This window comes from Pseudogemmobacter humi, assembly GCF_900609055.1.
GTDB lineage: Bacteria > Pseudomonadota > Alphaproteobacteria > Rhodobacterales > Rhodobacteraceae > Pseudogemmobacter > Pseudogemmobacter humi.
Genome location: NZ_UXAW01000079.1, coordinates 1 through 12,137, shown reverse-complemented (window position 1 = coordinate 12,137; position 12,137 = coordinate 1). Strand labels below are relative to the sequence as shown.

At 63.5% G+C, this 12,137-nt stretch carries 12 protein-coding genes and 1 pseudogene; 5 read left to right on the top strand and 8 right to left on the bottom strand.

Going from position 1 to position 12,137, the window contains the following annotated elements; translation table 11 throughout:
* Window positions 1-113 precede the first annotated feature (113 nt).
* The 6 genes from XINFAN_RS13040 to XINFAN_RS13015 form a co-directional block, all read right to left on the bottom strand.
* Entirely contained in the window at window positions 114-1,343 is a 1,230-nt protein-coding gene (locus XINFAN_RS13040; protein ID WP_124087307.1) for an iron-containing alcohol dehydrogenase, read from the bottom strand.
* 17 nt (window positions 1,344-1,360) lie between these two features.
* Window positions 1,361-2,707 (bottom strand): amidase, encoded by a 1,347-nt coding sequence (locus tag XINFAN_RS13035; protein WP_124087306.1) that lies wholly within the window; start codon window positions 2,705-2,707, stop codon window positions 1,361-1,363.
* Window positions 2,708-2,718: 11 nt separating this feature from the next.
* Entirely contained in the window at window positions 2,719-3,009 is a 291-nt protein-coding gene (locus XINFAN_RS13030) for a hypothetical protein (RefSeq protein ID WP_160144610.1), read from the bottom strand.
* 138 nt (window positions 3,010-3,147) lie between these two features.
* Window positions 3,148-4,155, bottom strand: a complete 1,008-nt coding sequence (locus XINFAN_RS13025; protein WP_124087304.1) for an ABC transporter substrate-binding protein — start codon at window positions 4,153-4,155, stop codon at window positions 3,148-3,150.
* Window positions 4,156-4,157: 2 nt separating this feature from the next.
* Window positions 4,158-4,979 (bottom strand): ABC transporter permease, encoded by an 822-nt coding sequence (locus tag XINFAN_RS13020; RefSeq protein ID WP_124087303.1) that lies wholly within the window; start codon window positions 4,977-4,979, stop codon window positions 4,158-4,160.
* A gap of 11 nt (window positions 4,980-4,990) precedes the next feature.
* Window positions 4,991-5,704, bottom strand: coding sequence for an ABC transporter ATP-binding protein (locus tag XINFAN_RS13015; protein ID WP_199286421.1), 714 nt, complete (start codon window positions 5,702-5,704; stop codon window positions 4,991-4,993).
* A 340-nt stretch (window positions 5,705-6,044) separates the two neighbouring features.
* Here XINFAN_RS13015 and XINFAN_RS13010 point away from each other — a divergent pair, with 340 nt between their 5' ends.
* The 3 genes from XINFAN_RS13010 to XINFAN_RS13000 all read left to right on the top strand — a co-directional run bounded on the left by XINFAN_RS13010 (window position 6,045) and on the right by XINFAN_RS13000 (window position 9,207).
* Window positions 6,045-6,470: a MarR family winged helix-turn-helix transcriptional regulator gene (locus XINFAN_RS13010; protein ID WP_124087301.1), complete on the top strand. Its 426-nt coding sequence runs from the start codon at window positions 6,045-6,047 to the stop codon at window positions 6,468-6,470.
* Window positions 6,471-6,546: 76 nt separating this feature from the next.
* The gene (locus XINFAN_RS13005) at window positions 6,547-7,635 is read left to right on the top strand and encodes a substrate-binding domain-containing protein (protein ID WP_124087300.1); all 1,089 of its coding nucleotides are present in this window, start codon (window positions 6,547-6,549) and stop codon (window positions 7,633-7,635) included.
* 66 nt (window positions 7,636-7,701) lie between these two features.
* Window positions 7,702-9,207 carry an amidase gene (locus tag XINFAN_RS13000; protein WP_124087299.1) on the top strand — a complete coding sequence of 502 codons (1,506 nt, stop codon included), beginning with the start codon at window positions 7,702-7,704 and terminating at the stop codon, window positions 9,205-9,207.
* Between the two features lie 88 nt (window positions 9,208-9,295).
* Here the strand turns inward: XINFAN_RS13000 and XINFAN_RS12995 are convergent, their stop codons facing one another.
* Together XINFAN_RS12995 and XINFAN_RS12990 are read right to left on the bottom strand one after the other, a co-directional pair.
* Window positions 9,296-9,877 carry an amino acid synthesis family protein gene (locus XINFAN_RS12995; protein WP_124087298.1) on the bottom strand — a complete coding sequence of 194 codons (582 nt, stop codon included), beginning with the start codon at window positions 9,875-9,877 and terminating at the stop codon, window positions 9,296-9,298.
* 11 nt (window positions 9,878-9,888) lie between these two features.
* On the bottom strand, window positions 9,889-10,794 hold the full coding sequence (locus XINFAN_RS12990; protein WP_124087297.1) for an NAD(P)-dependent oxidoreductase: 906 nt from the start codon (window positions 10,792-10,794) through the stop codon (window positions 9,889-9,891).
* Between the two features lie 98 nt (window positions 10,795-10,892).
* Here XINFAN_RS12990 and XINFAN_RS12985 point away from each other — a divergent pair, with 98 nt between their 5' ends.
* Together XINFAN_RS12985 and XINFAN_RS22250 are read left to right on the top strand one after the other, a co-directional pair.
* Window positions 10,893-11,819, top strand: coding sequence for a LysR family transcriptional regulator (locus tag XINFAN_RS12985; protein ID WP_124087296.1), 927 nt, complete (start codon window positions 10,893-10,895; stop codon window positions 11,817-11,819).
* Window positions 11,820-11,898: 79 nt separating this feature from the next.
* A pseudogene (locus XINFAN_RS22250) lies at window positions 11,899-12,051 on the top strand (IS3 family transposase); the annotation flags it as partial.
* Window positions 12,052-12,137: the final 86 nt, after the last annotated feature.

The following is a 12,137-nucleotide window of genomic DNA, read 5'->3' as shown; positions in this document are numbered from 1 at the left end:
CGTGGCGGGGTTGATCACCGGGAGCGTCCGGCCCCCGGTCGCCGCGCGCCACTGGCCGTCGATGAAAAGAAGCGTGTCGCGGTAAGCGGTCATGGCGGTCACTCCAATAGGGTTCACCCGGCCTCTTGAGCCGTCAGCCCGGCCATATCGTGCCAGTAGCCGATGGCTTCGGTCGCATCCATCGGACGCGGATTGCCGGCGCGCGGGTAGCGTTGCAGCATTTCCGAGGCGAGCCTCGACAGCGCGCCATGCGGCAGGCCGAAACCGGACAGATCCCCCGGAAGCCCAATGTCATGCATAAGGCGCGTCACGGCCCCGGCGGCCTCGCCCGCCTCCGTCGCGCCGGGTTGCAGAGCCGCCGCGATTGAGCGCAATGCCGGGCCGCAGACCGGCTCATTATAGCGCATCAGCGCCGCCAGCCCGAGCGCACAGCCAAGGCCATGCGGCGCTTTGCAATGCTCACCGAGCAGGTAGGACACACTATGGGCCCAAAGCCCGCCGGTCTGGTTGAAGGCGATCATCGACAGGGCTGCGGCCACCGCCATGTCGTGCCGGGCCTCCATATCCGAGCCATCCTGGCAGGCGCGGCGCAAGGCCCGCCCGATCAGGGTCACCGCCCCGAGCGCCAGCCCGTCGATCAGCGGCGTCGCCTTTACATGCATCATCGCCTCGATGGCATGGGTCAGCGCATCCATTCCCGTCATCGCGGTCACACTCGCTGGCATGGTCGCGCTCAGCATCGGGTCGATCAGCGCCAGTTCGGGCAGGATCCCCCTCCCAATCAGCGACCGCTTCTCGCTGCCCGCGGTAGCCACGGCGAAAAGGCTGACTTCGCTGCCGGTCCCAGCCGTGGTCGGAACCAGGATCAGCGGCAGCGCGCCCGGCCCGGCGGTGGATGGCGATTGCGCAAGCACATCGCGCGCATCGCAGCCAAGCCCAAGCGCAAGTGCTGCGATCTTGGCCACATCCATCGCACTGCCGCCACCGATGCCAAGGATCAGGGCCGGAGCATGCGGCGCGGCCATCGCCACCACCGCCGAGGCGGTTTCCAGCGAGGGCTCCGCCTCGACCTGCGCGAAGCGCAACGTCCGCAGATCCGCCCGTGCGAGAATCTCTTCGGCCAGATCGCACCAGCCAAGCCCGGCAACCACCGGATCGGCAACGATCAGGATCGGCCCCTCACGGGAAAGGAGCGCGCGCACCCGCCCCGCCAGATCCGTAAGCGCTCCGCAGCCGCAGATCAGGCCACCCGGGCCTTTCAGGCCAGAGAGGCTCAGATCATCCACCCGGCGCAAACGCTCGGGCAGGGTCGCGATCTTCATCCGGAAATCCGCAAGTTTCATTTGCCTTCTCTTTTCCTTCAGGCGCAGAGCGCCGCCATTTCCCCTGCGAGCGCGAAGAGGTCACCCTCGGATTGCGGCGCACCGATGATCTGCGCGCCCACCGGCAGCCCCTGACGGTCGCAGCCAATGGGCAGGCTCAGCGCGGGCAGGCCGGTCAGGCTGGGAATACAGGTGAAGCGCATATTCGCGGTCAGCGCGTTTTCACGCCGGCCGTTGCCCAGATCGACCTCTTCCGTCTCTCCGATCAGCGGCGCGGTATACGGCACCGTCGGCATCAGGAGCAGATCCACCCCGGCCAGATGCCGCAGCATTTGCGCCCTGAGCCAGGTCCTGTAGCGCTGCGCATGCAGGTATTCGACTCCCGAAAAGCCGTGGCCGCAATCCAGAAGCCGCGCCACTGTGTCGCCATAGGCGGCGCTTTCGGAGTTGCGCCAGTGGTCGTGCACCGCCGAAGGCTCTACCGCGTCGACGATCACCAGCGCATCCACCGCAGGCGTGATCCCTTCAAGCGGCAGCGGTATGACGGCAGCCCCCGCGCCGGTGCAGGCCGCAAGCAGAGCCTCGAACCGGGCACCGACATCGGGATGCAGGGCGGAGAGCGTATACTCCTCGAACAAACCTATCCGAAGCCCTTGCAGCCCACGCAACCGGCGCGGCGCCGCGGTGCCGGTCATCGCGTTGAAAAGCAGCCCTGCATCTTCGGCGCTGCGGGCCAGCGGGCCGACAGTGTCGAGCGACCAGGCCAGCGGAAAGACACCCTCGACACTGACCGAGCCCAGACCGGGCCGCAGCCCGAAAAGGCCGTTCATCGCGGCCGGCAGGCGGACCGAGCCGCCGGTATCGGTGCCAAGCGCGGCAAAGGCGGAGCCGGTGGCCACCGCCACCCCGGATCCGCCCGAAGACCCGGCCGGAATGCGCAAGGGGTCATGCGGGTTCAGCGTCTGGCCGTAATGCGGGTTCGAGGTGGTGCCACCCCAGGCGAACTCATCCATATTGGTGGTGCCAAGGATCACCGCCCCGGCCTGCCGCAGCCTGGCGATCACCGCCGCATCGCGGCCCGCTTCGGGGGGAGAGGCCAGGCGCCCTCCGGCGCTGGTGCGCAGCCCGGCAAGGTCAATATTCGACTTGATGCCCAAGGGAATGCCCTGCAGCGGCCCCAGATCATAGCCCGCATCAAGCAGCATCTGCTGCGCCCGGGCGGCGGCAAGAGCCTGATCGGGAAGCAGCCTCTCCCAGGCGTTCAGCGCCTGATGATGCGCGGCGCGCTCCAGACAGGCCCGGGCCAGATCCTCGAAGCCGATCACGCCCTGCCGCACCAGCCTCGCCGCCCCGGCAAGGCCAAGCTCAAAGATTTCCGGTTGCATCCCCTGCCCTCTCAGCCCCGCTCCGGCGCCTGAGCGGCCTCTTGCTCTGTTCCGGATCCGGCATATCGTCCCGTCAGGCGGCCCTGATGCAGGCTCATCAACCCGAGAGGCGACAGGAGGGCCGGCAGCGGCAGCAGAAACGGGTCAAGATGATCCCGCGCGAAATTGCGCATCCGCGCGCCGCGTTCGGTCCATTCCGCGCGGAGCTGTTCAGTGGCCGCGTCTCGTGCCGGTTCATCCGAAAGCGCCGCATCCGGCTTTGCAGGCAGAGGGTTGCCTTGCTGCGTCACATCGCCGTTCATCTGCCGCTCCATGAATTGAACAGGAAACCGGGGGGCTGCGCCCCGAATGCCCGACCTATTGCTGCGGCCGGAATTCTGTCCTGAAAGCAGGCGGGTCATAGTCTGACCCGCCCTCGTCGCATCACAGACGCCTGCCGCTTACTGGCGGGCGTCAACGGCCTCTTTGGCGCGGGTCGCGAGATCGGTATTCACATTCGTCTCATAAGAGGTTGCTTCGGTCGGATAACCCTGAAGCGTGCCGGCAAAGACCGAGACATTCATGCTGTTCGCCCAGGCCTCTTCCGAGATCAGCACATTCTCGGGATAGCCGCGCGCGTCGATCTCACGCTGAACCGCCTGGCGGACGACCTCTTCGGGAAGGTTCGGGAAGTAGATCTTCGCCACCTCCACCGCATCGTCGAAATCGGCATAGATGTGGCGCGAGGCCTGCTCGAAAGCCGTGACGATGCCAAGCGCGGCCTCGGGGTTGCCATCGATATAGGCCTGGGTCGTGGTCAGGCTGGAGAAAGCATAGGGATACCAGTCGGCATTGGCCGAATAGGAATAGACCGAGGTCAGGCCGTGCTCCAGGATGCCCTGGGTGACCTGCGGGTCGACGGCCAGCGCATAATCGGCCTGTCCGGTGGTGATGGCCGGGATCTCGTTCCCGATCGAGACATTGACCATCTTCAGATCTTCGACGCCATTTTGCTGGGCGAGAACGCTCATGAAGGCCCAGGTGGTATCGGGCTGCGGCCCCACGATCACCCGCTTACCTGACATATGCGCCAGGTTGTCCTGCAGCGAGGTCGCATCCTTGCCGATGATGAAGACGGTCGGCGCATTCTGCACCCCGGCTACCGCCACGCCGTCGCCGCCCATCTCACGGGTCTTGGCGACGAAAACCGGATCCTGGATCGAGAAATCCGCCGATCCGCCGATCACCGCAGCCCAGGCCTGCGCGCCGCCGCCTGCGGTCGAGATCGAGACCTTCACGCCATTCTCTTCAAAATAGCCGCGCTCCTGCGCCACATAAAGCGGCAGATACAGCAGCGACTGGAAGGCCTGGTTAATACGGACCTCTTTCAGCTCCTGGGCTGAGAGCGGGCCAGCCGTCACCGTCAGCAGCCCCAGCAGAGCCGCCGTAATCCCCTTGAATGCAGTCATTGTTACTTCCTTTCCCAGCGGAGAATGGCCCGTTCCAGAAGGCCGATGCAGAAGTTGAAGACCAGCATCATCACCATGACGAGAAGGATTCCGGCGAGGACGATGTTCATCGAGAAGTTGGAACTGCCGAGCAGGATCATGTGCCCGACCCCGGCATCGGATGAGATATATTCCGCGACAATGGCGCCGATCAGCGCAAAGCCGACATTCAGCTTCAGCCCCTGCAGGACCCATGGCATTGCAGCCGGAACAATCAGTTTGAAGAAGATCGCACTTCGTCCCGCATTGAACGAGCGCATCAGATTGATGAAATCCGGATCAGTGCGCATGGCACCGCGATAAGAGGTGGTCAGCGAGACCACCACGCAGGAGAAAGCGACGATCACCACCTTGGCGGTAAGCCCGGTGCCGAACCAGATGATGGTCATCGGTGCAACGGCAAGCACCGGGATCGAACCGACAGCCGCGATGAAGGGCGCCGCGAAATCCGACACAAAGCGCGAGTACCAGAGGCCAAGTCCAAGCACCGAGCCGCCGATTGCCCCCAGAGCATAGCCGAGCAGGGTCTCGACCGAAGTGGCACGCACATCGCGCAACAGCTCTCCGGTGCCGGAACGCTGCACCAGCACATCCCAGATCATCAAGGGGCTGGCGAAAAGAAAGCGGCTGATCGCACCGCTGCGCGCGCCGAATTCCCAGGCAAGCAGCGCGGCGATCACCAGCCCCAGCTGAAGACTGATCAAGAGCGCCTTGCGGCGGCTTTCGGCAGAGATCCGGCGCGAAGCGGCAACCGGGCTAGCCGGGGTTTCGGTCTGACGTGTCATCTTCATCGTCCTCAGGCCGCCATCGGAGCGATGCCGATCTTTTTCCAGATCATCTCGTAATAGGTGTTGAAATGCGGCGACATGCGCCGCTCGGGGATCGAGGGGCTGTCCGTGCCGAGATCAATGTCGATCTCATGGATGATCTCGCCGGGGCGGGCCTTCATCACATAGACCCGATCCGACAGCGTCACCGCCTCTTCGATGTCATGGGTGATAAAGATGACGGTCTTGCCCGCCTTCTTCACCACGTCGAGCAACTCGCTTTCGAGAGCGATTTTCAGCGGATAGTCCAGCGCTTTGTAGGACTCGTCCATCAGGATGATTTCCGGATCGGTGATCATGGTGCGCATCAACGCCACACGCTGCCGCATTCCCCCCGAAAGCTGCCCGGGGAATTTCGCCTCATAGCCGTCCATATGATAGCTTTTCAGGACTTCATGCGCTCGCTCGCGGGCCTCGCGCCGGGGTATGCCGCGGATCTCAAGGCCAAGGATCACATTGTCGAGCACGGTGCGCCAGGGAAACAGCAGATCCTTTTGCAGCACGTAGCCAAGCCGGGGCGACACCCGTCCGGTGGTATCCTCGCCATCGATCAGGATCCGGCCCATATCGGGCGGCATGAGGCCGGTGATGATGTTGAAAAGGGTTGATTTCCCGCAGCCCGACGGCCCAACGAAAGAGACGAATTCGTTGCGGTTGATATGGAAAGACAGGTCACGCAGCACTGCGACCCCACCCGGTGAAGCCCCGTAAGATTTCGTGATACCAACAGCTTCGAGCGCATGGGCCATGACTTTACCTTCTCCCGGTCCGGGTTATTTCTCCCGGTAGCTTCGCAGACTAAGCAAACAATATTTGAATTGGCAACTACTTTTTGCACGCCATTCCCCGCCATGATCCAATCCGCAGCACAGCGGTGCTGGAAACACATATTATTAAATAAATTCAATTATATAATCACAAAAACCACGAGGTATCCGCAACCAAAGGCAACGCAGTCCCGCCTTTCCCCTTGCCCGGATCGACGCAAAACTATATGAAAGTTCAAAATTTTCGGGCACGATCATGAGCAAGATAAAGTCCTGCGACTCCTCGCAACTGCGCTATCTGATCGCGGATGTCAGCCGGAGGCTGGACCAGGCGGTCGCGGCAGAGCTGAAACCACATGGGGTTCCGCTCGAACAGTTCAGGGTGCTTGACGCCCTGTCCGGGCAGGACGGCCTTGCGATGGGCGATCTTGCCGCGCGCATCCTCGTCGACAATCCAACGCTGACCAAGATAATTGACCGCATGGTCTCGGGCGGGCTGGTCTATCGCGCCCCGGATCCGCAGGACAGGCGCAAGGTGATGATCTTTCTGGCCGAGAAGGGCCGCCTTGCGCATCGCGAGACCAGCAGCCCGGCCCATGCCACGGAGACCGGGATCCTGACGGCCCTGGCGCAGGACGATGCGACGGAGCTGGCCAGGTTGCTGCGGCAGATCCTGAATTGACCGCCTGCCGCTTCACAACCGGGGCGGCGCTGACTAGTCTGACCGGCGAGAGCTCTGGCAAGAGGGGGCTGGTTGCTTGCCATATCGCGATTCGTTGAAGATCGGCCTCATCCTGGCCGAACAGGGGCCGGCAGGGCTTTGGGCGCCTTCGGCCATCGCCTGTGCGCAACTTGCCATCCGGGAAATCAATGCAAGCGGCGGTCTTCTGGGGCGGCGGCTCGACCTTGTGACAGTCGATTGCGGACCTGATGCGGAAACCGCGACGGAGAACACCCTTCATGCTCTGGAGGTCGAGGGGGTCGAGGCGATTCTGGGCATGTTTCCCAGCTATGCACGTCAGGGCGTGATCCGTGCCAACCGTGCCCGCGTGCCCTTCCTCTATACGCCGCAGTTCGAAGGGTCGGAGGATTCGCGGCTTGTGATCACCACAGGCGAGACTGCCCGCGAATTGCTGGAAACGGCGGTGAACTGGCTGATCGAGCACCGCCATGCACGCCGCTTCTTCCTGTGCGGCAACAATTACCGCTGGCCGCGAAATTCCTGCGACATCGCACGAGAGGTGATCCGGCGCGCCGGGGCGGAAGTGGTTGGCGAAGGATATGTGGCAATCGACTGCCAGGAATATGAACCGCTGCTGCGGCAGATCCGGCTGAGCCGGGCGGATGTGGTCTTGCCGCATTTCCTTGGCTCGGATGCGATCGGCTTCAACCGTTCCTTTGCCGAAGCGGGCCTTGCCCGCCGCACGCTTCGCTGCGCCTTCGGGCTTGATGAGACCATCGTCTACGGGCTCGAAGAGGGTATGACCGAGAATCTCTATACAACCTCGGGCTACTTTTCGGCGTTGCGCAGCAGCAGGAATGCCGCCTTCCTGGAACGCTACCACGCGCTGCACGGCGCCTCGCCACCACCGGCCAACGCCTATGGGCAAAGCTGCTACGAGGGGCTTTATACCTTTGCGGCCCTGGCCGAGCGTTCAGGCGATACCCGGGCAGAGGCGATCCGCGCCGGGGCCGGGCCGCTGCATCTGCGGCGCTCGGCGCGCGGGCCTGACGGCCATGCCGCATCCGGGCAGCGTGAGATGCATCTGGCCGCGGTCAACGGTTACGATTTCGACATCCTGCATACCAAAGCCGCCCGGAATCCGGCAGGCACGATAAGTTTGTAATTTCAACTATTGAAAATTATATCATTAGCCTTTCCAGTGATCCGGCCCTTATTGTCGGAGAACGCCATGTCTATCCCCCGCCCCCTTCCACAGGATTTACGACGCATCGCGTCAGAGTTCGGCTTTACCCTGAGCGAGGCGGATCTGTCCGAGGCGATGCCCCTTCTTGAGGAATCCTTCGCCGCCTATGACCTCGTCTCGGAACTGGAGCTTCCGGTGCCGCCGTGCCGCTGGCCCCGCGGGCCGGTGGTCTGGCCGCAAGAGAACCCGCTGGGCGCCTGGTATGTGCAGTGCGAGACGAAGGGCGCCCCGGAGGGCAGGCTTCAGGGCAAAAGGATCGTTCTGAAGGACAATATCCTGATGGCGGGGGTCCCGATGGCCAATGGCTCGGCCACGCTTGCGGGCTTCGTCCCGGCCGAGGACGCGACCGTGGTCACCCGTGTGCTGGAGGCCGGGGGCACCATCACCGGCAAGGCGGTTTGCGAGAATTTCTGTATGACGGGCGGCAGCCACAGTGCGGCGACCGGCCCCGTCCACAATCCGCATCGTCACGGCTATTCCTCGGGCGGGTCTTCTTCGGGCTGTGCGGCACTCCTGGCGGCGGGACAGGCCGATATGGCAGTGGGCGGGGATCAGGGCGGGTCGATCCGAATCCCGTCGTCATTCTGCGGGCTTATCGGCATGAAGCCGACCCATGGCCTGGTGCCCTACAGCGGCATCATGCCAATCGAGGCCACGATCGACCATGCCGGGCCGATGACGCGCGATCTGCATGACAATGCGCTGCTGTTGCAGGTTCTGGCAGGGGCTGACGGCCTTGATCCGCGCCAGCAGGAGGTCAGGACCGATGACTATCCTGCCGGTCTGGCGCGCGGCCCGGCCGGGTTGCGCATCGGCCTGCTGGCCGAGGGGTTTGGCCTGCCCGGGACCGACCCGGCCGTCGCCGCTTTGGTGCAGGAGGCGGCCGAAGGTCTGGCCGGCCAGGGCGCCGAAACCTTCACCGTCTCTGTTCCCGAGCATCTTCAGGCCAGCAGCATCTGGACGACGGTGGTGCTGGAGGGATTGATCCGTCAGATGATGGAGGGCAACGCCATGGGCTTCAACTGGCGGGGCCGCTACGATGTTGACCTGATGCGGGCGCATATGGGCTGGCGGCAGCGCGCCGGGGAATTGCCGGTGGTGCTGAAGCTTTCGATGCTGGCGGGGCAATGGGGGCTGCATCTCGGCGGCGGCACCTACTACGCCAAGGCACAGAACCTGGCGCGCGCGATGCGCGGGGCCTATCTGCGCTGTCTTGAAAAGGTGGATGTGCTGGTCATGCCGACGACACCTTGCACCGCCCTGCCGCTGCCTGCTGCCGATGCGCCCCTGGCCGAGATCTGGGACCGGGGAATGCGCATGAATGCCTCGACCGCGCCTTTCGACATTACCGGACTTCCTGCGCTTTCAGTGCCCTGCGGACGTATCGACGGCCTGCCGGTGGGCATGATGCTGGTCGGCCGCCCCTGGGCAGAGGCAACGCTTTATGCCGCCGCCGCCGGGATCGGGGCCATGGGGCTGTATCGTCCCTGAAGCACTGATCCGACCACGGTTTGCACAGACGCCTCCGGCAGCCGGGCCGGAGGCGTTCGATCCGCAAGGCGGCTCTCGGGACGGCGCGTCAGCGCAGGCCGTCCTCGCCTTTCACATCCTGCTTCAGAAGGCCGCCGAGGCGGGAATTGACCCGGCCGCCGCTGCCCATGACCAGGGTGAACAGGATCTCGTCGGGGCGCGGCGCATCCTGGATTCCGACCTCTATGCTGTTGAAATGGCTGCGCACATAGGAGGCATGGATATAGTGGACCGGCACCATAATCCGGTAGCCGGCCACGGCCACCGCCTTGTTCGCGGGAACCATCGCCTTCGGCTGGCCGAGGACCGCGCGCATCGCCCAGCCGCCGGCTTCGTGCCAGACAGCGCCATGTTCCATTTCGCCGTTCAGCCCGACGATGGCGGCCTTGGAATAGACCTCGACCGACTCGCGGCCACCAAGCGTATCGACCAGTTCCGACGCCAGTTCATGGCCAAGGCCGCGCAGTTCGGCCATGAAGGGCATAAGATCCGGCTCATAGCGACCGGCAAAGGGGTTCGCCACAACCGCGCTGGCCGCTGCCATCCGAAGCGGATGCTCCGGCACAGGGCCGAATTCGTGATAGGTTGTTTCGATCGTCAACGCACGTTTGCGGATCTTCACCAGGGACATGGGGCCTCTCATCAATCGGATTTGCCCGGGCGGGCAGTCAGGAAACGGTGGATTTCTGTGTTGTCCGCGTCAGCGGGCAGTTGCTGCACCGCTTCCGCCCAAAGGCCCGCACAAAGCGTCAGCTGCGGCGCGTCAAACCCGCTCAGGGCCTGCAGACCATCGGCTGTGGCCAGATCCTTGGCCTGCAACCGCAGCGCGAAACCGCCATTGTAGCTGCCCGGCAGGATGAATTGCCTCAGCTTGGTTTCGGTGGCGACATTGCGCCCGGAAGAGGCGTTGAGCACATCGCTGAGCACGGCCAGATCCAGCCCCATGCGCGCCGCGATTCCAAGCGCCTCCGAAGCGGCCAGCAGGCCCGCCGCATAGACGTAGTTGTTCAGCGCCTTCATGGCATGGGCCGACCCAACCGCCCCGGTGGGGATCAGCACGCGCCCCATCGCTGAGAGGACCGGGCGAAGAGTTTCAAGCCCTTCAGCATCGGTGCCGACCATGATCGACAATTCACCCGTGCGCGCCTTTGTCACGGCGCCGGACACCGGCGCGTCGGTCAGGCTGATGCCCTTTGCGGCAAGCTCTTGCGCCAGCTTCATGGTGGAACCGGGATCGGATGACCCCATATCGAGAATGCGCGCCCCCGGCCGCAGGATTTGCGCAAGTCCGGGCCTGCCCTCTTCGCCGCGCATTACCGCATTGGTGATGCGGCTGTTCGGCAGCATGGTGATGATCAGATCGCAACCGGACAGATCGCCCAGAGCGTCCGCACGGCAGAGCCGGGTTGCCCAGGCCTTGTGGCCCGCCAGGGCCGAGAAAGGCGTATCAGACGGATCGAAGGCCAGCAGTTCAAAATCAGGCTGGTTCGCGAGATTTTCGATCATGGGCAGACCCATTGTCCCGAGCCCGATGAAACCAATCCTCATTTCTTTCCTTCCCCGGATGATGCGGGGGACAGTATAGGGCTTGATCCCGCCGGGACCTTATGCCGATGTGATGGAAACCATAATCGAGTGTTATACTCATGCGTTTCAAACTGCGGCAAATGGAGGTGTTTCGCGCGATCATGCTGACGGGTTCGATGTCGGCGGCGGCGCGGATGCTGAACATCTCTCAACCCGCGGTCAGCCGCCTGATCGGCTATACCGAGCAGAGCCTTGGCCTGAAACTGTTCGAGCGGACCGGCCACCGCCTGACCCCGACGCGCGAAGCGCTGATCCTCATTCCCGAAGTCGAGGCACTTTATCAGGGCGCGCAGCGCATCGACAGCATTGCCGGCGATCTGGCAAACAAGCCGACCGGCACGCTGACGATTGCCACCAGCCCGAGCCTTGCGCTTCATGCCATTCCTGCGGTGATTGCGCGTTTCATGGCCGGAAACCCGGGGATGCATATCCGCTATCACACCGCCCTGCTTTCCGAGATCCCGGATATGCTGATCTCGCGGCGCACGGATCTGGCGATCACGGTCTTGCCGGTCGAGCATTCCGGCATTCAGTGCGAACCCTTGGGCCAGGGCAGGATGCTTTGCCTGTTGCCAGCCCATCATCCGCTGGCAATGCGGGCGTCCCTGGGGCTTGCCGATCTGGCCGGAGAGCCGCTGATCCTCTATGACCGGACCATCCCCTTCGGAAAGCGCATTCTTGCGGCCTTCCACGGCAAGGATCTTTTACCGCGTATCGCCATGGAGGTGCCGCGCGCCGAGCTTGCCATATCGATGGTGCAGGCCGGTGTCGGGCCTGCCATCATTGATGAATACGCGGTTGCGGACGGCCCGCCGCCCAAAACGGTAGTGGTGTCCCTGAAGGAGGCGATCCCTCTCTCGCTTTCGCTGCTGCAGTCTGCCTGGTCAAACCCCGACGCACCGGGGCTTCAGCAATTCATTCGGCTGTTGAGGCGCCATCTGGTGTCGCCGTCCCGCGTGGCTCCACGGCAAAAAACACCCGGATAAACACTTCATCATCTGCCCGCCGGCGCACTTGATGAAAGAGTCATGTTTCATGGCACGGCAGTGTTGAGCTACTCCCCGGAAATTGCAGAGGTGGCTGTTGGTTCAGGAAGGTGTCAAGCTGGGGCGGTTGCATCTTGCCACGCTGATGAAGCGCATGGGCATTGAGGCCCTCTGTCGCCGACCGCATACGTCGAAACCGGCACCGGGGCACAAGATCTTTGAGCTGCTGCTGGTTTCGTGGACACGAAGATAAGATCGTGACCAAGGAACTGGAGAGTGGATATGACGAGACGGAAGTTCAGCCGTGAGTTCAAGATC